At 74.6% G+C, this 21,094-nt stretch carries 19 protein-coding genes; 7 read left to right on the top strand and 12 right to left on the bottom strand.

Annotated elements, in window-relative coordinates:
- Positions 1-16 precede the first annotated feature (16 nt).
- The 3 genes from F1C76_16820 to F1C76_16810 are packed head-to-tail and all read left to right on the top strand — an operon-like array spanning position 17 to position 3,524.
- Positions 17-1,093, top strand: a complete 1,077-nt coding sequence (locus F1C76_16820) for an aromatic ring-hydroxylating dioxygenase subunit alpha (protein QNG38020.1) — start codon at positions 17-19, stop codon at positions 1,091-1,093.
- Positions 1,093-2,457 (top strand): amidohydrolase family protein, encoded by a 1,365-nt coding sequence (locus F1C76_16815; protein QNG38019.1) that lies wholly within the window; start codon positions 1,093-1,095, stop codon positions 2,455-2,457. The genes F1C76_16820 and F1C76_16815 overlap by 1 nt, the downstream gene beginning before the upstream one ends.
- Positions 2,454-3,524, top strand: coding sequence for an acetamidase (locus F1C76_16810; GenBank protein QNG38018.1), 1,071 nt, complete (start codon positions 2,454-2,456; stop codon positions 3,522-3,524). The genes F1C76_16815 and F1C76_16810 overlap by 4 nt, the downstream gene beginning before the upstream one ends.
- On the opposite strand, the gene F1C76_16805 is transcribed toward F1C76_16810, so the two are convergent.
- From F1C76_16805 to F1C76_16775, 7 genes are all read right to left on the bottom strand, one after another.
- On the bottom strand, positions 3,499-4,929 hold the full coding sequence (locus F1C76_16805; protein QNG38017.1) for an amidase: 1,431 nt from the start codon (positions 4,927-4,929) through the stop codon (positions 3,499-3,501). The two genes, F1C76_16810 and F1C76_16805, sit on opposite strands and share 26 nt — an antisense overlap.
- 123 nt (positions 4,930-5,052) lie before the next feature.
- Positions 5,053-6,225, bottom strand: coding sequence for an ABC transporter substrate-binding protein (locus F1C76_16800; protein QNG38016.1), 1,173 nt, complete (start codon positions 6,223-6,225; stop codon positions 5,053-5,055).
- A 171-nt stretch (positions 6,226-6,396) separates the two neighbouring features.
- Entirely contained in the window at positions 6,397-7,284 is an 888-nt protein-coding gene (locus tag F1C76_16795; protein ID QNG38015.1) for an ABC transporter permease, read from the bottom strand.
- 32 nt (positions 7,285-7,316) lie between these two features.
- Positions 7,317-8,198, bottom strand: a complete 882-nt coding sequence (locus F1C76_16790; protein QNG38014.1) for an ABC transporter ATP-binding protein — start codon at positions 8,196-8,198, stop codon at positions 7,317-7,319.
- Positions 8,199-8,222: 24 nt separating this feature from the next.
- A complete protein-coding gene (locus F1C76_16785) occupies positions 8,223-9,464 on the bottom strand; it encodes a hypothetical protein (protein ID QNG38013.1) in 1,242 nt (413 codons plus the stop codon).
- Complete coding sequence (locus F1C76_16780) at positions 9,461-10,432, bottom strand: methylenetetrahydrofolate reductase (protein QNG38012.1); 972 nt, start codon at positions 10,430-10,432, stop codon at positions 9,461-9,463. Before F1C76_16780 ends, F1C76_16785 begins: the two co-directional genes overlap by 4 nt.
- 35 nt (positions 10,433-10,467) lie before the next feature.
- Entirely contained in the window at positions 10,468-11,433 is a 966-nt protein-coding gene (locus tag F1C76_16775; protein QNG38011.1) for an oxidoreductase, read from the bottom strand.
- A 91-nt stretch (positions 11,434-11,524) separates the two neighbouring features.
- Here F1C76_16775 and F1C76_16770 point away from each other — a divergent pair, with 91 nt between their 5' ends.
- A complete protein-coding gene (locus F1C76_16770; protein ID QNG38010.1) occupies positions 11,525-12,865 on the top strand; it encodes an FAD-binding oxidoreductase in 1,341 nt (446 codons plus the stop codon).
- Positions 12,862-13,455 carry a pyridoxamine 5-phosphate oxidase gene (locus F1C76_16765; protein ID QNG38009.1) on the top strand — a complete coding sequence of 198 codons (594 nt, stop codon included), beginning with the start codon at positions 12,862-12,864 and terminating at the stop codon, positions 13,453-13,455. The genes F1C76_16770 and F1C76_16765 overlap by 4 nt, the downstream gene beginning before the upstream one ends.
- Positions 13,456-13,470: 15 nt before the next feature.
- Here F1C76_16765 and F1C76_16760 read toward each other — a convergent pair whose 3' ends face one another.
- From F1C76_16760 to F1C76_16750, 3 genes are all read right to left on the bottom strand, one after another.
- Positions 13,471-14,496 (bottom strand): LLM class flavin-dependent oxidoreductase, encoded by a 1,026-nt coding sequence (locus tag F1C76_16760; GenBank protein QNG38008.1) that lies wholly within the window; start codon positions 14,494-14,496, stop codon positions 13,471-13,473.
- 111 nt (positions 14,497-14,607) lie between these two features.
- Positions 14,608-15,690, bottom strand: a complete 1,083-nt coding sequence (locus F1C76_16755) for an alkene reductase (GenBank protein QNG38007.1) — start codon at positions 15,688-15,690, stop codon at positions 14,608-14,610.
- 64 nt (positions 15,691-15,754) lie between these two features.
- The gene (locus F1C76_16750; GenBank protein QNG38006.1) at positions 15,755-16,516 is read right to left on the bottom strand and encodes an SDR family oxidoreductase; all 762 of its coding nucleotides are present in this window, start codon (positions 16,514-16,516) and stop codon (positions 15,755-15,757) included.
- A 173-nt stretch (positions 16,517-16,689) separates the two neighbouring features.
- Between F1C76_16750 and F1C76_16745 the strand changes: the two genes are divergently transcribed.
- A complete protein-coding gene (locus tag F1C76_16745; GenBank protein ID QNG38005.1) occupies positions 16,690-18,432 on the top strand; it encodes an EAL domain-containing protein in 1,743 nt (580 codons plus the stop codon).
- Positions 18,433-18,444: 12 nt separating this feature from the next.
- Here F1C76_16745 and F1C76_16740 read toward each other — a convergent pair whose 3' ends face one another.
- A complete protein-coding gene (locus F1C76_16740; protein QNG38004.1) occupies positions 18,445-19,215 on the bottom strand; it encodes an SGNH/GDSL hydrolase family protein in 771 nt (256 codons plus the stop codon).
- A 120-nt stretch (positions 19,216-19,335) separates the two neighbouring features.
- Between F1C76_16740 and F1C76_16735 the strand changes: the two genes are divergently transcribed.
- On the top strand, positions 19,336-20,091 hold the full coding sequence (locus F1C76_16735) for a transglutaminase family protein (GenBank protein ID QNG39322.1): 756 nt from the start codon (positions 19,336-19,338) through the stop codon (positions 20,089-20,091).
- A gap of 74 nt (positions 20,092-20,165) precedes the next feature.
- Here the strand turns inward: F1C76_16735 and F1C76_16730 are convergent, their stop codons facing one another.
- The gene (locus F1C76_16730; protein QNG38003.1) at positions 20,166-21,092 is read right to left on the bottom strand and encodes an NAD(+)/NADH kinase; all 927 of its coding nucleotides are present in this window, start codon (positions 21,090-21,092) and stop codon (positions 20,166-20,168) included.
- Positions 21,093-21,094 lie beyond the last annotated feature (2 nt).

Genomic DNA, 21,094 nt, shown 5'->3' with positions numbered 1-21,094 from the left:
ACCAGGACGACGACCCATGACCGCACTGCAGGAGCGCACCACCCGGCACGCCGGACCCGACCACCTCGTGCTCTCCGAGCACCCCGTCTTCCGACGGTTCTGGTACGTGGTGTGCGCCGTCGAGGACGTGCGCACCGAGCCCGAGCCCGGCCGACGGGGCGCCGCCCCGCTGCACCGCCGGGTGCTCGGCACCGACCTCGTCGTCTGGCGGCCCGACCCCGACGGACCGGTCAGCGTCGCGCACGACCGCTGCGCGCACCGCGACGCCCCGCTGTCGATGGGCTGGGTGACCGACTGCCGCCTGGTCTGCGCCTACCACGGCTGGGAGTGGGACGCCGACGGCACGACCCGGCGGATCCCGCAGTTCCCCGACTCCCCGCACCCCACGAAGTCCGGGCTGACCATGGTCGCCAGCACCGAGCGCTACGGGCTGGTGTGGGTCTGCCTGGCCGGCGCGGACGAGGGCGGCCCGATCGCCGACGTCCCGCACGTGGCCGAGTGGGACGACCCCGCCTGGCGCCAGGTGCCCGAGGGCTCCTGGGACTTCGACTGCACGGCCATGCACCTGGTGGAGAACAACATCGACCCCGGGCACGTGGCCTTCGTCCACCGGAACTCCTTCGGCAACCCGGACAACCCCGAGCTGACCGACCAGAACGTCGAGCGGACGCCGTACGGGCTCGTCACCTGGACCGACGTCCCGGTCGAGGGCCGCCCCGGGGAGACCGGTTCCACCGTGCGGCACACCTGGAGCCAGGTGCACCTGCCGTTCTTCATGCACCTGCTCATCCGCTACCCCGACGGCCTGGGCCACGTGATGCTCAAGGCGATCACCCCGGTCGACGACCGCAGCTGCGTGATCCACCAGGTGGTGCTGCGCACCGACACCGAGGCCGACCGCCCGGCCGCCGACATCCGCGCCTTCGACCACCAGGTGGAGCTGGAGGACAAGGACCTGCTGGACCGGCTGCCCGACGCGTTCCCGCTGGCCCAGCACCTCAACGCCCACGCCAAGGCGGACAAGAACAGCCTGCTGCTGCGCCGCATGTACACCGAACTGGTCACCGGCCAGTGGACCCCGGAGGCCTCCTGATGACCACCCTGCTCGTGCACGGCGCCACCCTGCTCACCGTCGACCCCGACCGCCCGGCGCCGTTCGTCGGCTGGTTCGCCGTCGGCGCCGACGGCCGGCTCACCGACGTCGAGCCGGGGACGCCGACCCCGGAGCAGCTCGCCGCCGCCGACGAGGTGCTCGACGCCACCGGCACCCTGATCGGACCGGGGTTCGTCAGCGCGCACAGCCACCTGTTCACCTCGGGCAGCCGCGGGCTGGGCATGGACGAGACGCTGTACGGCTGGATCGAGGCGATGCTGCGCTACGTCATGCCGGCCACCCCGGAGGACATGTACTGGTCCACCCGGCACGGCGCCCAGGACTTCCTGCGCAACGGGATCACCACCGCCTACGACTTCACCGACGGCGGGCTGCAGTTCGACAAGACGATCGCCAGCTTCGGCGACCGGATCCCCTCGGTGGCCCGCCAGGAGGCGCAGCTGCGCGCGAAGCTGGACGCCGGGCTGCGCAGCCTGCACTCGGTGATGCTGGCCCAGGGCGACGTCCCTCGGGCCGACGCCCTGGCGCACGTCGAGGACACCGTCGCGGCCACGGCCGGCGCCGATCCCTCGCTGCTGCTGGGCGTCGCGGTCAGCGGCGCCGTGCAGTGGGCGCCGACCCCGGACACCGCGGCCCTGGAGGTCGAGGTGATGCGGCGGTACGGGCTGGTCAACCAGGCGCACTTCCTGGAGACCGCCGAGATGCTGGACCTGCAGCGGTCCAAGTTCGCCTGGTACGCCGAGGCCGGGGCGCTGACCCCGCAGCTGGTGTTCGGGCACTTCATCCAGACGACGCCAGAGATCATCGCCGCCGCCGCGGCCGGTGGGTGCGGGATGAGCTGGCAGCCGATGAGCAACGGCCGCCTGGCCAGCGGGGTGGCGTCGATCCCGGAGCTGCGGGCGGCCGGGATGCGGGTCGGCATGGGTCTGGACGACCAGTCCTGCACCGACGTCGCCGACCCGTGGAACAACATGCGCACCGGCATCGCGATGCTCCGCGCGCAGTACAAGGACCCGATGGCCGCCCCGGTCGCCGACGTGCTGATGATGCACACCCGCGGCGGTGCCGAGGCCCTGGGCCTGGACGGCGACGTCGGCTCGCTGCGGGTGGGCCGGTTCGCCGACTTCTGCGTCGTCGACCCGCGCAGGCCCGACACCGGGCCGGTCTGGGACGCCGTCGGCACCTACGTGCTGGCCTGCTCGCTGCGCAACCTGCGTTCGGTCTGGGTGGGCGGGCGCATGGTCGCCGACGGCGCGGAGCTGACCGACCCGCAGGCCGACGAGGTGGTCGACCAGGTGCACGAGCGGATGGCCCGGCTGGCCGCGGAGGTCGCGGCCCGGTGACGGCGGTCCTCCAGCCCGGGCGCGGGCCGATCGCGGCCGACACCTACCTGCCCTCGACCCCCGAGCACGTCCTCTGGGGCAGGCTGCCGTGCGCGGCGGACGAGCCGGTGCTCACCGTCGAGCCCGGGACGGCGGTCACCCTGGACACGGTCAGCCACGAGGGTGTCCTGGAGGACCAGGGCCGCGACCCGGCCGCGTTCTTCGGCCGGCACGGGGTGACCGAGGTGCTCGAGGACGCCGTGGCCCTGGCCGCGAGCGCGCACCCGCACGCGTTCGGCGTCGACGGCCCGCACGTGGTGAGCCGCCCGGTCGCGGTGCACGGCGCCCGGGTCGGCGACCTGCTGGCGATGACCGTGCTCGACACGACGCCGCGGGTGCCCTACGGCGTCATCTCCAACCGGCACGGCAAGGGCGCGCTGGCCGGGGAGCACCCGTTGGGCGGCGCCCCGGTGTTCAGCGCGTTCGCCGCGGTGTCCGCGGACGGCGGCCACGGGCTGCTGCCGCTCACCCCCGGCGCGCCGCCCACGGTGCGGTTCCCGCTGCGCCCGTTCCTGGGGATCATGGGCGTCGCCGTCCCCGGCCCTGATCGGCCGCACTCGGTCCCGCCGGGGCGGCACGGCGGGAACCTGGACATCGCCCTGCTGACGACCGGCAGCACGCTGTACCTCCCGGTGCAGGTCGACGGGGCACTGGCCTACGTGGGCGACCCGCACTTCGCCCAGGGCGACGGCGAGGTGTCCCTCACTGCCATGGAGGCCAGCCTGCGGGCCACCGTCCGGTTCGACGTGGTGCCGCGGGAGGACGCCCTCGCCCGGTTCGGCGAGCTCGCCGGTCCGCTCGCGGAGACGGCTGAGTTCCTGGTGCCCACCGGGCTGGACAAGGACCTCGACGCGGCGGTGGCCGACTGCGTCCGCGCCGCCGTCGCACTGCTGCAGGCCGCCTTCGGGATGGACGCCTCCCTGGCCTACGCCTACCTCTCGGCGGCCACGGACTTCCGGATCAGCCAGGTCGTCGACGTGGTCAAGGGCGTGCACGCCACCATCAGGAAGGCGGACTTTCGAAGCTGACCAGCCCCGCCTCCTCGGCCAGGCGGGCGACGGCCAGCGGGGTGCGGTCCTCCAGATAGGCGCCCAGCAGCTGCGCCCCGACGGGCAGGCCGCTGTCGGCGCCAGGTCCGAGCGGGACGACGGTGGCCGGCAGCCGGCCCAGGCTGGACATCCGCGCCCAGTCGCAGACGGTGTCGATCGGCAGCGTGCGGCCGTCGACCTCGACGGACTCCGGGGCCTTCCGGTCGGCGGTGTAGGCCGTGGCGGCGCGGGACACCGCCGGGCACAGGACGACGTCGACCCCGCCGAACACCTGCGCCCACCGCGCGGTCGCCGCTCGCGCGGACTCCAGGTCGCGCAGCGCCGCCCACACCGACTGGTGGTACTGCGCGGGGGCGTCGGCGAGGTCCTGCGCCGAGAAGCCGTGCACCACCTCGGCCGCCTGCAACCGGTGGTACAGCGCGAGGTCCTCGGCCCCGCTCACCGGGGGCGCGGTCAGCTCGGTGACCCGGGCGCCGGCGTCGGCCAGCCGGTCGGCGAAGGCGCGGACCGCCGTCCGCACCTCGGGGTCGACGGGCAGCACGGGGTCCTCGGTCCAGACCGCGACCCGGGTGCCGGCCAGGTCGGTGACCCGGGCCGGGGGCAGCCGCAGCTGCCAGCCCACCGCGTCGAGCCCCTCGGCCCCGAACAGCACCTCGCTGAACAGCTCGGTGTCCGCCGCCGACCGGGCGAACGGCCCGATCGCGGACACCATCGGCTCGAGCAGCCCGCCGTCGGGCCAGGGCATGTTGCCCAGCTTGGACACCGCGCCGTTGCTGGGCCGGTGCCCGAAGAGCCCGCACCAGGCCGCCGGAACCCGCAGCGACCCGGCCAGGTCGCTACCCAGGTCGGCCACCGCCAGCCCGGCGGCCACCGCGGCCGAGGACCCACCGCTGGACCCGCCGCTGGACCGCGCGAGGTCCCACGGGTTGAACGTGGCGCCGAACAGCTCGTTCTCGCTGTGCATGCTGGCCAGCCACACCGGCACGTTGGTCTTGCCGAGGACCACGCACCCGGCGTCCCGCAGCCGCCGCACGCTCGGGGCGTCGGAGGCCGCGACCCGCCGGTCCTCGGCCCGGCCGTGCGAGGTGGGCAACCCGAGCGCGTCGACGGAGTCCTTGACCGTGATCGGCAACCCGGCCAGCGGGCCCAGCGGCCGGCCGGCGGCCCGGTCGGCGTCGATCCGGGCGGCCGCGGCCAGCGCGCCGTCGGCGTCGACCACGACGACGGCGTTCAGCGCGGCCCCCGGCCCGGCGATCCGGTCCAGGTGCGCCCGGACCAGCTCGACCGCGGACACCTCGCCGGCCGCCAGGGCGGCCAGCATCGTCGTCCCGTCGGCGAGGGTGTCCACGTCGATGTCGCCGAGGACGGCCGCATCGGTCTGCACGCTCACTCCTGTCTCCGGGGGGCTCCCGGGTCGTGACCGGTCGCTGGCGGGGCCGTACCCGACGAGAAGCGCCCTTCTCGTCAGCGGGGCTGACGAGAAGGGCGCTTGTCGTCCGGGGGGGGGTCAGCTGGCGGGGACGCCGATGGAGTCGTCGATGAACTCGTTGGTGACGAGGTCGTCGGCGGTGATGCCGTCCAGCGGGGGCGTGCCCTGCTCGGTGAAGATCGGCGTCGTCTGCTCGATCAGGGTGTCCACGCGGTCGGTGTCGAAGTTGCCGTGGGTGTCGTCCGGGCCATTGCCGACCAGACCGAGCTCCTTCTGCGTCTCCACCGAGTAGTCGGCCACGCCCTGGGTGTAGACCCAGCCGGTGTCGTACTGCTCCACCAGGTCGAAGATGATGTCGTTCACCCGAGCCGGGTCCTCGAGGTAGTCCACGTCGGCCTGCTGCATGAGCGGGACGAGCTCGGAGAGGCAGTCGCTCATGCCGTCCAGGTCGTCCGAGCGGACCGAGATGGAGGACTGGTAGGGCTGGAAACCGGCGTCGTAGACGAGCTGGTAGTCCACCGCCCGGCCCCAGGCCTCGACCTCGTTCTCGTAGACGTAGGGCTCGGCGGAGGCGAAGCCCTGCTGGGCGACCTCACCGGCGGCGGCGACGAAGCCGGCCGGGGTGCCGTCGTAGGAGCCGTCGACCTGGTCGGCGTTCAGGATGCCGGCACCGGTGAGGTAGGCCATGTAGGCCGAGCCCTCGAAGTAGCGCACCGTGGTGCCGGCGGCACCGAGGTCCTCGATGGAGGTGACGTCGGGGTAGGTCTCCGGGTCCCACATGATCATGGTCGGGGAGATCTCCAGCGGGGCCAGCACCGCGGTGGTGGGCTGGGTGTCCGAGAGCTGGATGGCCTCGTCGGTGGCGATGTAGCCCAGGTTGATGTCGGTGTCGGTGTACATCTGCGCCGTCACGGTCTGGAAGCCGATGGCGGGGCCGCCGGCCCGGATCTCCAGGGTGACGCCGGTGCTCTCGCCCTCGGAGTCGATGAGGGTGCCGCTGACGATCTTGCTGCCGGCGTCGACCACGTAGTCGTCACCGAGGGACTCGTAGAGGCCCCCGTGCTCGGCCTCGGGGTTCCAGTCGGTCTGGACGACGACGTTGGCCGGGCAGACGTCGGAGAGGTCGTTGGCGCCGACCTCGCCCGAGGGGCCGGCCGAGGCGGTGTCGCTGTCGCCACCGCCGCACGCGGCGAGGGAGAGGGCCAGCACGGTCGTGGCCGCGAGGGCCGACGTGGTCCGGGTGATGCGCACACGTGCTCCTAGGGGTGGGGAGAGGCACGGCCCCTCAGGATCGGGGGGTCGTGTCGGGGCCGGCGGCGGTGCGCGGACCCGGTGGTGCGGGGGTGGTGCGGGTGGTGCTGGACAGCACCGACCACCGGGGCCACCGGGGGTGGCTCCGGGTCGGGCGTGGAGGGGGGTGCGTCAGCCGGCGTCGCGGGACTGGTCGTACCAGCGCCCGACGGCGACCTTGGCCAGCCAGCCGAAGAGGCCGAAGACGGCGAACCCGAGGGCCGCGGTGATGATGATCGTGAGGAAGAGCTCCTGGCCCTGGAGCCGGGCGCGGAAGTTGTCCAGCAGGATCCCCAGCCCGGGGTCGCCCTGCTTGAAGAACAGGTCGCCCACGATCGCGCCCACCACCGACAGCCCGGCGGAGATCCGGAAGCCGGCGAAGATGGCCGGCATGGCGGCCGGGAGCTCCAGCTTGAGCAGCCGCGTCGTCCGGCTGGCGTTGTGCAGGGTGAACAGCTCGTGCATGCCGCGGTCCACCGACTGGATGCCGAACAGCGTGTTCGACACGATCGGGAACAGCGCGATCATCACGCAGACGATCACCCGGGACGGGAAGTCGTAGCCGAACCAGAACCCGATCAGCGGCACCAGGGCGAGGATCGGGATGCACTGCAGGGCGACCGCGTAGGGGAACAGCGAACGCTCGATCGGCCGGCTCTGGCTCATGGCGATCGCCCAGACCATGCCGATGACGATCGCGATCGCCAGGCCGGTGAAGGTCACCACGATCGACCGGCCCAGCGCCGGGAGGATCTTGTCCATCGTCGGGCCGTCGAACAGGGCGTCGGTGACGATCGTGTGCGGGGCGGGCATGAGGAAGCGCCGGTTGGGGTCCAGCACCAGGTAGGTGATGGCGTACCAGACGGCTATCAGGCCCAGGAAGACCGCGATCGGCAGCAGGGAGTCGGTGACCCGCTTGCGGCCCTTGCCGCGGCGCTTGACCAGGGGCGCGGTGCCGGCGCCGGTGAGCACCGGGTCCGCGGTCGGCGCGGCGGGCGGGGTGTCGACCGTGGTGGTCACGAGGGTCTCCTCGGCAGGGTGCGCGGTGGTGGTCACGAGTGGCCCTCGCGGAGGGCGTGGGAGACCTCGCCGGCCAGCGCGGCGAACTCCGGGGTGAAGCGCAGCTCGGGGGTGCGCTCGGGGCCGAACGGGACGTCGAAGGACTCCACGATGTGGCCCGGCCGGCCGGACATGACCAGCACCTTGGTCGACATGTAGACGGCCTCGCTGACCGAGTGGGTGATGAACAGCGCGCCGAAGCCCTTGGCCGCGAAGAGCCGGATCAGCTCGTCGTTGAGGCGTTCGCGGGTGATCTCGTCCAGGGCACCGAAGGGCTCGTCGAAGAGGAAGAGGTCGGGGTCCAGGGTCAGCGAGCGGGCCAGCGAGGCGCGCATCTTCATGCCGCCCGACAGCGCCCGCGGGAGCTTCTTCTCGTGCCCGCGCAGGCCGACCAGCTCGATGGCGTCCATGGCGGCCTGGTTCGTGGCGGTCTTGCTCATCCCGTGCAGCTCGGCGAGCAGCTCCACGTTCTTCTTCACGCTGCGCCAGGGCAGCAGCGTGGCGTCCTGGAAGACGTACCCGATCCGCTCGGCGTCGACCTGGGAGGTGCCGGCGGTGGCCGGGGACAGCCCCGACGCGATCCGCAGCAGCGTCGACTTCCCGCAGCCCGAGGGGCCGACGACGGTGACGAAGTCGCCGCGGCGGACGTCGAGGTCGACGCCCTCCAGCGCGACGGTGCCGTCGGGGAAGGCCTTGGCGACGTCGCGGAACCGCAGCACCAGGTCACCGGGCTGGCCCGTCGCGGGGCGGGCGGACGACAGGGTGGGCGCGGGTGCGCTCACGGGCACCTCCGGGGGCTCGGTGTCGGTGGCTCGACCGGGTGTCCGGCCGACGACGTCACCTTCCGGTGGGTCTGTTTCGCCTGCGTGTGCCATCGGTGAACGCAGCCGACCGGTTCGTCACGACTGGGACACGGCACGCCCCGTGACCACGCGCTGCACCTGCGTGCTGGCCACGACCCGGCCACGGGACAGCACGACCCGGGCGGTGCCGGCGCCGGCGACGGCGGCGTCCAGGCTCTCCGCGGCGATCGCCACGAACTCCGCCGCGGCCCCGACCGCGACCGCCGGCACGGGCAGCCCCATGCACCGGCGGGCCCCGGCCGACACCGCGTCCCACGCCTCCCGGGTGGACAGGTGACCGGAGGTGACCAGCAGCGAGGCGGCCTCGGTGGCGTCGGCCCGGCCCATCGGGTTGAACGGGTCGCGCAGGTTGTCCCCGCCGGCACCGACCGTGGCCCCGGCCTCGAGCAGCGCGCGGACGGCGGTCAGCCCGCGCGGGGTCGCCACCGGTGCGTCCCGGCCCTGCAGGTACAGGTTGGTCTGCGGCAGCGCGACGACGCCGACCCCGGCCGCGGCGACCTCGGCGGCGGTGGCCCGCGCGACGTCGAGCGGGTGCACGCCCAGGGAGACGCAGTGGCTGGCCGTGGCGCCGTGGGCGAACCCGGTGGACCGCACCCGCTGGGCCAGGTGCAGCAGGCCCTGCGCGGTGGGGTCCAGCGTCTCGTCGGTGTGCAGGTCCAGCGGCAGCCCGCGGCGCTGCGCGACCCCGAAGGACAGGTCGAGCCCGGCCGCCCGGTCGGCCCACATGTGCGGTGCCCCGCCGACCAGGTCCACGCCCAGGTCGACGGCCTCCTCGAGCAGCCGGGCGTTGAGCTCGGCCTCCCCCGGCGCCCACGGCGCGCTGGCCAGGGCCACCACCTGCACGTCGACGAGCCCGGCCAGGGCCTCGCGGACCTCGACGAGCGCACGGGCGTGCCGGGTGCCCGCGTGCGCCCCGACGTCGGCGTGCGTGCGGATCGCCGTCGTCCCGTTGGCCAGGTACTCGTACGCCGCCCGGGTGGCCCGGTCGACGAGGTCCCCGTGGGTGAAGCCCTCGCTGATCTGCCGGATGGCGACGATCGCCCCGGCCAGGTCGCCGGTGGCGTTGGGCGCTCGGTGGCTGGTCAGCGCCTTGTCCAGGTGCGCGTGCGGCTCGGCCGGGGCGGGCAGCAGGTGGTGCCCGGCGAGGTCGTGCACCTCGTCGTCCGGCCGGGGGGCCAGCGTGCCGGCGGGGGCGACGTCGGCGACGGTGGCCCCGTCGATCCGGACGTCGAGGAACCGACCGTCGAGGTCGGTGACCGACTGGAGCAGGAGAGTCACGTGAGAGCGCGTCCGATCTCGGCCAGGGCCGTGGCGGTGGTCAGTTCGGCGCCGGGCGTGGGGACGCCGGACAGGTCGACGCCGCGCACCCCCGGGACCGACAGGTAGGACTCGGCGAGCGCGATGGCCGCGGCGATGCCGGCCCGGCGGGGGTCGCGGGCGGACTCGATGCCGGCCAGGTGGCCCGCGGGCAGCCGGAGGCTGGTGAACCGGCGCAGCTGGTCGGCCGAGCCGGGGTCCAGCGCCACCGCGACGCAGGCCACGAAGGGGACGTCGGCGCCGGCGTCGGTGGCCCGCTCGACGAAGGAGCGCAGTGCCTCGACCGAGCCGGCGTGGTTGACGAAGCAGACGTCGGCACCGGCCCGCACCTTCTCCACCAGCCGGTGCGGTCGGCGCTCGGCCGGTGGTCCGTGCGGGGTCTCCCCCACCGACACCAGCACCCCGGCGGCCCGGGCGGCGGCGGCCAGCTGGGTGGAGTCCAGGTCGAAGACCGGCTGGGCGTCGGGCCGGTCACCGGTCGCGGTGTGGTCGCCGGTCACGCAGTGCACGGCGCCCACGCCCAGGTCGGCCAGCCCGGCGAGCTCGCCCTCCAGGGCCACCCGGTTGCGGTCCCGGCAGTTCAGCCCCTGCCACACCGGCAGGCCGCGGGCCTGCACGAGCGAGGCCCGGTAGGTCGGGGAGAACTGCACCCGGGCAGCCCCGTGGTCCCCGAGCAGCACCGCGTCGACGTGGCCGACGACCCGGTCGGCGGCCCGCTCCAGGGAGTCCCGGTCGAGCGCGACGGCGGGGAGGTCGGCGACCACCACCGGCCGTTGGCGCATGAGGGCGAGCAGGTGCGGTTCGGGTCCGGTGCGGGGCCGGGCCGCCCCGGGCCACCGGACGGTCGGCACGGGCAGGAAGGCGCACGGCCCGTGCCCCACCTCGCAGCCGCCGTCGTCGGTGACCCCGCCGCAGGGCCCGAAGGTCATCGCCTTCGGGCAGGCCGGGGCGCCCGCGGGCGCGCTCAGAGGTCCAGCACCAGGCGCGGGCCGGCCGCCCGGGACACGCAGACCATCATCATCGTGTCCTCGGCCTGCTCGCCGGGGCTGAGCACCGAGTCGCGGTGCTCGACCGCGCCCTCCAGCACCGGGGTCTCGCAGGTGCCGCAGGTGCCCACCCGGCAGGAGGACAGCACCACGGCGCCCGCCCCGGCCACGGCGTCCAGCACCGAGGTGCCCGGCTCCACCGTCACCGTCTCCCCCGTCAGCGCCAGCTCCACCTCGAAGGCACCGGGCCACACCGGGGCGCCGAACTCCTTGGCCTCGAACCGCTCGACGTGCAGCGTGCCGGCCGGCCACTCCGCACCGGCGGCCTCGACGGCGTCCAGCAGCTTCGTCGGGCCGCACACGTAGACGGCGGTGTCGGCCGGCGGGGTCTCCAGCAGGGTGTCCACGACCAGCCGGGAGCCCTCGTCGGCCGCGTGCAGCCGGACCCGGTCGGGGTGCGCGGTGACCAGCTCGTCGGCGAAGGCCATCGAGGACCGGGACCGCCCGGCGTAGTCCAGCTCCCAGTCGGCCCCCGCCGCCTCGGCCGCGGTGACCATCGCGAGCAGCGGGGTGATGCCGATGCCGCCGGCGACGAACCGGTAGCGGGTGCCGGGGGTGACCTCGAAGGCGAAGTGGTTGCGCGGCCCGCGGATGCGCAGCCGGTCGCCCACCGCCACCTCGTCGTGCAGGGCCAGCGACCCGCCGCCGCCGTCGGCCTCGCGGAGCACCGCGATGCGCCAGTGGGAGCGGTCGGCGGGGTCGCTGCACAGCGAGTACTGCCGTTCCAGGCCGGGGCGCAGCAGCACGTCCAGGTGCGAACCGGGGGTCCAGGCGGGCAGGTCGCGGCCGTTGTGCGACCGGAGGTCCAGGGCCACCACGCCGTCGGCCAGCAGCGTGCGGTCGGCCACGACGAGGTCGCGTTCGACGTCGGAGAAGAAGCTCACGCGCCGGATGGAAGCACCCCGGGAGCCCCCGGGTCACCGATGACCCGAAGAGGTCACACGGACGTAACCGCCGCGCGTTTCCATCCTCGGTGTGACCCTCACCGACACCACGCGCCCTGCCGCCGTCGCCGCCCTGGAGGCCGAGCTCACCGACCTGCTGGGCGAGCGCAACGTGAGCACCGAGCTGCGGGCCCGCGAGCGCGCCTCGGTCGACGGCGCCCGGATGAGCCCGATCATCAGCGAGCTGCTGCCGCTCGGGGTCGCCGACGTGGTCGCGTTCCCGACCGACGCCGCCCAGATCGGGCAGGCCGTGGCCGCCGCCGTCCGGCACGGCGTCCCGGTCACCCCGCGGGGCAAGGGCACCGGCAACTACGGGCAGGGCATCCCGATGTCCGGCGGGCTGGTGCTCGACCTGTCCCGGGCCCGGGCGGTCGTCGAGGTGGGCGAGGGCTGGCTGACCGCCGAGGCCGGGGCACCGATGGTGACCTGCGAGCGGGCCGCCCAGGCGACCGGTCAGCAGCTGTGGATGTACCCCTCGACGGTGCAGTCCTCGCTCGGCGGCTTCCTCGCCGGCGGGTCGGGCGGCACCGGCAGCATCGTGCACGGCACCAACGACGCCGGTTTCGTGGCGGCGCTGGACGTGGTGCACGCCGACGGCTCCCCCGAGCTGCACCACGTCGAGGGCGACGAGGCCCAGCAGTACGTGCACAACTACGGCACCGCCGGGGTGATCGCCCGGGCCACCGTGCGGCTGGAGCCGCTGCAGGAGTGGCGCGGGGTCTACGCCAGCTTCCCGGACTTCCCCTCGGCCCAGTCGGTGCTCCGCGACCTGGGCGCGATGACCCCGACCCCGCGGCTGGTCTCGGCGGACAACCCGGTGATCACCGCCGCCCTGCCCGAGGACCCGGCGTACCCGGCGGGCCGGGCCAGCGTCCGGGTGATCGCCGAGGCGAGCACCGTGGCCCGGGCGACCGAGCTGGTCGAGGCCGCCGGTGGGCGGCTCGAGGACGTCCGCGAGGGACCGCAGGTGCCGCTGGCGATCAGCGTGCTCAGCTACAACCACCCCATCGAGTGGCTGCAGAAGAGCGCGCCCGGCGTCTACTTCCACCTCGAGGTGGGCGGGGCGGCGCTGATCGACCGGCTCGCCGAGGTGGAGGCCGTCTACGAGGGCGGCCAGCTGCACTGCGAGATCGGCAACTCCGGGCCGATCGGCATGCTCGCCGGGGTCTACCGCAGCCCCGAGCAGGTCGCCGCCGGCATCCTGGCGCTGAACGAGCTCGGCGTCGGGGTGCACGACCCGCACCAGTGGAACGTGGACTTCCAGCTCCAGCGCACGGTCGAGACCGCGAAGCGCACCGACCCGCGCGGACTGCTCAACCCCGGCAAGCTCAACCCGGAGTACGGCGGTCCCACCAAGGGCGCGGTGCGGTGACCCGGCCGTTCGACCTGCACGCCGACGGCCGGCCGCCTCCGGACCCCATGGACGTCGCCCGCAGCTGGCTGCCCGGCGACGACGAGCCCGACCGGCCGCAGGTCGTGTTGTCCACGCTGGGCACCGACGGCGTCCCCGACGCCCGGACCGTGCTGCTGACCGCGTTCGACACGACCGGGTTCGCCTTCCACACCGCCCGCCCCAGCCGCAAGGTGGAGCAGCTGGCGGCCGCACCCCGCGCGGCGATGACGGCGACCTGGCCGGGGTTCACCCGGCAGCTCGTGCTGCGTGGCGAGGTGGTGCCGGACCCCGACGAGGCCCGGGCGTGGGCGGCCCGCTCGGACCACCTGCGCCGGCTGGCCTGGCTGAACACCCACGAGCTGGCCCGGCTCGACCTCGCCGGGCGGCGCAGCGGGTGGGCCGCCGACGTCCCCACCGACGCGGGATCGGCCCCGGCGCCGTCCTGGGTGGGCTACCGGCTGCAGCCGGTGGAGCTCACCTTCTGGGCCGGGGGCGCGGACACCGCCAGCCGCCGCCTGCGCTACACGCGGCAGGACGACGGCTGGCGGTGGGAGCACCTGGCCGGGTGAGACCAGCGGGGCGACTCAGCGCTTCGGGGTCCACCCGATCGCCGGGGCGACCTCGCGGACGACGGTCTCCAGCAGCCGGGTGTTGTAGTCCACGCCCAGCATGTTCGGCACGGTGAGCAGCAGGGTGTCGGCCTCGCGCACCGCGGCGTCCTTGCTCAGCTCCTCGGCCAGCTGGTCCGGGGGGCCGGCGTAGGTCTTGCCGAAGCGGGAGCGCACGCCCCCGAGCAGGCCGACCTGGTCCTCGCCGCTGCGGTCGCCGAAGTACATCCGGTCCTCGTCGGTGACCACGGGCATCACGCTGCGGCTGACCGAGACGCGCGGCTCGCGCTCCCAGCCGGCCTCGGCCCAGGCGGCCCGGTAGCGCTCGATCTGCTCGGCCTGCAACTCGTCGAACGGGATGCCGGTGTCCTCGCTGAGCAGCGTGGAGCTCATCAGGTTCATGCCCTGCCGGGCGGTCCACACGCCGGTGTCGCGCGTGCCGGCACCCCACCAGATGCGGTCGCCCAGGCCCGGGGCCTGCGGCTGGATCGCGAGCTTGCCGCTGACCCCGCCGGTCATCGCGGGGTTGGCGTCGGCCACCCCGGCACCGGCCAGGGCGGCCCGGAACACCTCGGTGTGCGCCCGCGCGAGGTCACCGCCCTCGGCGTCGCCGGCGAAGGAGTACCCGAAGGACTCCGCCCCGCGCAGCGCCGTCTTCGGTGACCCCCGGCTGATGCCGAGCTGGAGCCGGCCGTCGCTGAGCAGGTCGCTGATCGCGGCCTCCTCGGCCATGTACAGCGGGTTCTCGTAGCGCATGTCGATGACGCCGGTGCCGATCTCGATCCGGCTGGTGCGCGCGGCGACCGCGGCGAGCAGCGGGAACGGGGCGGCCAGCTGCCGGGCGAAGTGGTGCACCCGGTAGTAGGCGCCGTCCAGGCCGAGCTCCTCGGCGGCGACGGCGAGCTCGACGCTCTGCACGAGGGCGTCGCGCCCGGTGCGCACCTGCGAGCCACGGCCCGGGTTCCAGTTCCCGAAGCTCAGGAAACCGATCTTCTTGTCCATGTCGAGACCTCCTCGGTCACTCACTTGAACACTCAACCACTACGACCTGTTCCAGCACCAGCTCGGGCCCGACCGCGGTGTGCGATCGGGCCCGAGGGGACGTGCGAGAGGTCAGACGCCGGCGGTGTGCAGGGCCGGGTAGTCGGTGTAGCCCTCGGCGCCGCCGCCGTAGAACGTGGACGAGTCGGGCTCGTTCTCCTCGTGCCCGCCGACCCAGCGCTGCACCAGGTCCGGGTTGGCGATGAGGGCGCGGCCCACGGCCACGACCTCGGCCTGCCCGGACTCGACGAAGCCGATGGCCTCCTCGCGGGCGGTCGGCGAGGCGAAGCCGGTGTTGGCCATGAGCGGGCCGCCGAAGCGGGTGCGCAGGTCCTGCACCAGCTCGCCGGCGGGCTCGGCGTGCAGCACCGACAGGTAGGCTAGGCCCAGCGGGGCCAGCGCGTCGACGAGGATCCCGTAGGTCTCGTGCACGTCGGCGGCGTCGGGCTCGACCACGCCCTGCACGCCGTGCGACGGGGAGATCCGCAGGCCCACGCGACCGGCGCCGATCTCGGCGGCCACCTCGGTGACGACCTCGACGACGAAGCGGGCCCGGGCCTCCGGGCTGCCGCCGTAGACGTCGGTGCGCAGGTTGGTGTCCGCGGCGAGGAACTCGTGCAGCAGGTAGCCGTTGGCGCCGTGCACCTCGACCCCGTCCAGACCGGCGTCGACGGCGCGGCGGGCGGCGGCGACGAACTCGGCCTTGACCGCGAGGGCCTCCTCGGTGGTCAGCGCGTGCGGCACCGGGTAGGGCTTCTTGCCGTCGGCGGTGTGCACCTCCCCGTCGATGGCGATGGCCGAGGGGGCGACGATCCGGTCGGTGCCGGTGATGTCGGTGTGCGAGACGCGGCCGGCGTTCATCAGCTGCATGACCACGGTGCCGCCGGCGGCGTGCACGGCGTCGGCGACGCGGGCCCAGCCGGCGGCCTGCTCGTCGGTGACGATGCCGGGCTGGCCGGGGTAGCCCCGCGACTCGTGGCTGGGGTACGTGCCCTCGGTGACGATCAGGCCGGCACTGGCGCGCTGGGCGTAGTGCTCGACGACGATGTCGCCCGGCACGCCGTCGGCGCCCGAGCGCATCCGGGTCAGCGGGGCCATGGCGATGCGGTTGGCGAGCTCGAGGTCACCGAGCTGCACGGGGGAGAACAGGTCCATGTGACCGGTCAGCCGCCGCGGCACCGGGACCATTCCGTCCCGGTGCCGTCAGCCCGGTCACACCTCAGCCGATCGTGTAGCCGCCGTCCACCACGACGGTCTGCCCGGTGACGTAGCCGGCGCCCTCCCCGGCCAGCCACACGACGGTCGCGGCGAGCTCGTCGAGCCGCCCCTGCCGGCCCAGCACGATCCGCTCCAGCTGCCGCTCGACGTACCCCTCGGCGTAGGACTCCCCCATCTCGGACTCGAAGAAGCCCGGCGCCACCGCGTTGACCCGGATGCCCTTGCGGCCCGACCACTGCGCGGCCAGGTCGCGGGTCAGGCCGATCAGCCCGGCCTTGCTGGAGGCGTAGGCCGCCTGCGGCAGCGGCTGGGGGTGCAGGCCGATGACGCTGCTGATGTTCACGATCGCCGCACCGGGCTGCATGACCCGCCCGCAGGCCTGGGCCATCCAGTAGGCGCCCATCAGGTTCACGTCGAGCACGGCGCGGAACTGCTCGGGGGTCTCCCGGGTGGCCGGCACGGCGGTCCCGACGCCGGCGTTGTTGACCAGCACGTCGAGCCGGCCGAACTCCGCGGTCGCGGCGGCGACCAGCGCCGTGCAGGCGTCGGGGTCCGCCACGTCGGTGGGGACGACGAGGGCGCGGCGCCCGGTGGCCCGCACGTCGACGGCGGTCTCCTCCAGCCGGTCGGCGCGGCGGCCGGCCAGGACGACGTCGGCGCCGGCCTCGGCCAGCGCGGTGGCGAACCGGACGCCCAGCCCGGAGGAGGCGCCGGTGACGACGGCGACGCGGTCGTCGAGACGGAAGCGGTCGAGGATGCCCATGCCCGGGATCGTCGCCGGGCCCGCCGGGCGCCGTCAACACGGGCGTGGACGGGTGGACCGCGCCACAGCCGCACCACAGCCGCCCCACCGGCCACCGCACCCCGCCAGCCGTGACGCGGTGTCACGACTCGACCACGACGCTCCCGGTTCAGTTGCGCGGTTACTGCGGGTGCATGGGTGAGGCTGTCCGGGTGAGTCTCTCCGCCCCGCCCACCCCGCCGGGATCCCCCAGCGGGCCGCGGGCCGTGGACGCCCTGCTGGCCGACCGCGGCCAGCTGTTCCGCGCGCTGTTCCTCTCCGCCCCGATCGGCAAGGCCGTCGTCGGCCTCGACGGCCACCTGCAGGTGGTCAACCCGGCGCTGTGCGCGCTGACCGGCCGCACCGCCGACGAGCTCGTCGGCCGGCACCTGGACCTGCTCGCCCACCCCGACGACATCCCGGTCGAGGACCTCGCACCGCCGCACACCGCCGGCGAGCCGGCCCTGGACCCGCACCTCGAGGTGGTCGGCGAGCGCCGGCTGCAGCGCGCCGACGGCAGCACGCTCTGGGTGCAGCAGGCCCGCGAGCTGGTCCGCCGCACCAACGGCGACCCGCAGTTCGTCGTCCTCTCCCTGGTCGACGTCACCGACCGGCGACGTGCCGAGGAGGACCTGGTCCGCCGGGCGCTCACCGACCCGCTGACCGGGCTGCCCAACCGCCGCTCGCTCACCGACCGGCTGCAGCACGCGCTGAACCTGTCCCGTCGCCGCGGCGGCCCGGTCGGGCTGGTCTACCTCGACCTCGACCGGTTCAAGTCGGTCAACGACTCCCTGGGTCACGAGGCCGGCGACCAGCTGCTCTGCCAGGTCGCCGACCGGCTGCGCTGGTCGACCCGGGTGGAGGACACCGCCGTCCGGCTCGGGGCCGACGAGTTCCTGATCCTGGCCGAGGACGTCGACGACGTCGAGGCGCTGCGCACCCTGGCCGACCGGCTGATGCGGGTGCTCGACGACCCGTTCCACGTGAACGACCGGGAGATCGTGCTGTCGGCGAGCATGGGGCTGACGCTGGGCTCCGACGCCGCCCCCGACGCGCTGCTGCGCCAGGCGCACGGCGCGCTCACCCGGGCCAAGGAGAACGGCGGCCGGGGCCGGGTCGTCGTGCACGACGAGGCGCTCAGCGGCGGGGACGTCGACCAGCTCCAGCTGGAGACCGACCTGCGGCACGCCGTGGACGCCGGGGAGCTGCGGCTGTTCTACCAACCGATCGTGGCCCTGAGCGACGAGCGGCTGCTGGGCTACGAGGCGCTGATCCGCTGGCAGCACCCCACCCGCGGGCTGCTCCCGCCGGGTGCGTTCCTGGACGCCGCGGAGAACAACCGGCTGACCTCCAAGCTCGGCGCCTGGGTGCTCAAGCAGGCCTGCGGGGACGCCGCCGGCTGGGAGCCCAGCCTGCGGGTGCACGTCAACATCTCCTCCCGGCACCTGGCCGAGCCCGGCTTCTCCGAGCTGGTCGCGGCCTCGCTGGAGGAGTCGGGCCTGGAGCCGGGCCGGCTCGAGCTGGAGATCACCGAGTCGACCGCGCTGTTCGCCGCCGAGGCCACCCTGCGTTCGGTGTCGGAGGTGACCGCCAGCGGCGTCACCCTGGCCCTGGACGACTTCGGCACCGGCTACTCCGCGATCACCGCGCTGCACCGGTTGCCGATCCACACGGTGAAGATCGACCGGTCCTTCGTGGCCGACGTGGTCACCGAGCCCTCGACCGCGGCGCTCGTGCAGGGCCTGCTGCAGCTGGGGCAGGGCATGGGCCTGGAGGTCATCGCCGAGGGCATCGAGGACGCCGATCAGGCGACCTGGCTGCGCGAGCACGGCTGCCTGATGGCCCAGGGCTACGCGTTCGGCCGGCCGGCCCCGCTGCCGGCACCCACCCCCGCCTGAGGGGCGCGCCGGTCAGCCGGTGACCGTGGTCAGCTCGGGGCGCTTGGCGCTCCGGCCGTCCCCGGAGGACCGGCCGCGCACCCGTCGGCCGACCCACGGCACCACGAACGAGCGCACCCAGGCGGCCTCGGCAGCCACCCGTTCGCGGCGGGGCAGCGGGTCGGCCGGACGCAGCGGGGTCGCCCAGTCGTCCTCGACCTCCAGCCCGAGCACGGCGGCCGCGGCCAGCGCGGTGCGCCGGTGGCCCTCGGTGTTCAGGTGCAGCCGGTCGACGTCCCACATGCGGGCGTCCTGCACCCAGACCGCGCCCCACTGGTCGAGCACCACGGCGCCGTGCCGGCGGGCGATGGACCACAGGTGTGCGTTGTAGGTCGCCGAGCGACCACGGGTGCGCCCGATCAGCGGGGTCTGCCGGGGGTCGACCCCGGTGGCCAGCAGCACGTCGGCACCGGTGGAGCGGACCTCGGCCACCGCCTCGTCCATCAGCGCGGCCAGCGCGTCGGGGTCGGCGCCGGGCCGGAGCAGGTCGTTGCCACCGGCCACGATGCTCACCAGGTCCGGTGCTGCGGCGAGCGCCTCGGGCAGCTGGTCGTCGAGCACCTGGGCCAGCAGCCGGCCGCGGACGGCGAGGTTGGCGTAGTCGATCTCGCCCTGCGCGGTCGCCAGGTGCTGGGCCAGCCGGTCGGCCCAGCCACGGAACTCGTCGGGCCGGTCGCCGGGGTCACCGACGCCCTCGGTGAAGGAGTCCCCGACCGCCACGTACCGCTGCCACTCGTCGCGCACGTGCCCATCATCGCCGGAGTGCCACGGTGGCCGAACACACACCCGGGCGGGTTCGTCGCCCGGGCCCCGGGACCGGGATCATCTGCCCCCATGCGCACCGACGTCGCCTGCACCCTCACGATCTCCGCCCCCGTCCCGGCGACGGCCTTCCTCCAGGTGGCGGTGGCGACCCCCACCACCGAGGAGCTGACCATCGTCTCGGCCGGCACGGCCCGGACGGCGATCGAGACCCAGGTGCTCGGGGCCCGCGTGCACGAGCTGGAGCTGGCGGCCGGGGAGACGACGATCGCCTACTCGGCCTCGGTGGAGTCCGGCGGTCCCGCCCGCGAGGTCACCCCGGCCGACCGGGCCGAGTACCTCCGCCCCTCCCGCTACTGCCCCTCCGACCAGATCGAGGGGTTCGCCTCCACCGAGTTCGACCAGACGGTCGACCGGGCCGAGCTGGTCGGGCAGGTCGCCTCCTGGGTGGGCAACCGGCTGGTCTACGTCGCCGGGGCCAGCCGTCCGGTGGACACCGCTATCGACACCCTGCTCGCCGGCTCCGGCGTCTGCCGGGACTACACCCACCTGACCGTGATGCTGCTGCGGGCCCTCGAGGTGCCCGCCCGGCTGGTCGCCGTCTACGCCCCGGGCCTGGCGCCGATGGACTTCCACGCGGTGGTCGAGGCCGACGTCGACGGCGTCTGGAGGACCGTGGACCCCACCCGGCTGGCGCCCACGTCGTCCCTGGTGCGGATCTGCCACGGCCGCGACGCCGCGGACACCGCGTTCCTGTCGCTGTTCGGCGGCCGCGCCACGCTGGGCCGGATGACGGTCACCGCCACCGTCGACGGCCAGCTCCCGGCACCCTCCGACGAGCCGTTCGCGATGTCATAGCCCCGTAGGGACCTCTCGGCCACGCCGCAGGGGCCCGCCGCGAGCCTGCGAGGGGTGGGGGGCGGCGTGGTCCTTCACCCGGGGGTGGACGCGCCGCCGGGGTGCCGGCGGCGCAGCTCCTCGGGCACCAGCTCCAGCAGCTCCTCCGGGAGCAGCGGCAGGTCCAGCAGCGACAGCTTCACCCGGCTGCGGTCGGCGGCCACCGAGTCGTCGATGCGCACCAGCCGGCCGGCCTCGGCCCGGCTGGTCACCTCCAGCACGTCGCCGGGGGCGACCCGGCCGGCCAGCAGCCCGTCCACCTCGACCGCCGGGCGTCCGGCGGTCAACGTCACCCGCAGCGGCTCCCCCGGACCGAGCACCAGCGACCGGCTGATCCCGTTCATCGGCGCCGACGGGGTGACCAGGATGCCCTCGGCGCCCGGGCTCATCACCGGCCCGCCGGCGGCGTAGTTGTAGGCGGTCGAGCCCATCGGGGTGGCGATGATCAACCCGTCGCAGCGGTAGTGCCCGTACCGCCGACCGCTCACCGCCAGGTCGCCCTCGACCAGGCCCTCCCCGGGCACCCGGGCGAGCACCACGTCGTTGAACGCCACGGTCTCCCACCCGGGCCCGCGGACCACCAGGCAGGTGCGCGACTCGGTGGTCGACCGGCCGGCCGCCATCGCCGCCAGCGCGTCGTCGAGCTCGCGGCCCTCCACCTCGGCCAGGAACCCCAGCCGGCCCAGGTTGACCCCGAGCACCGGCACCGGCCGGTCGACGACCAGCCGCATCGCGCCCAGCAGGGTGCCGTCCCCGCCGAGGGCGATCAGGCCGTCGCACTCCTCGGCGAGCTCGGCCAGCGCGACCGGCCGGACGCCCTCGACGCCCAGCCGGGCCACGTCGGGCTCGGCGGCGACCAGGTCGACGTCGTGCGTCGACGTCCAGGCCGCCACCTGGCGGGCCGCGGTCGAGCAGTCCCGCCGCGGGTGGAGCACCAGACCGATCCGCCCGGAGGCGTGCACCC

It is taken from the genome of Geodermatophilaceae bacterium NBWT11 (genome assembly GCA_014218215.1).
Lineage (GTDB): Bacteria > Actinomycetota > Actinomycetes > Mycobacteriales > Geodermatophilaceae > Klenkia.
The sequence above is the reverse complement of the archived record's forward strand: the minus strand, read 5'-3'. Positions and strand labels throughout refer to the sequence as shown.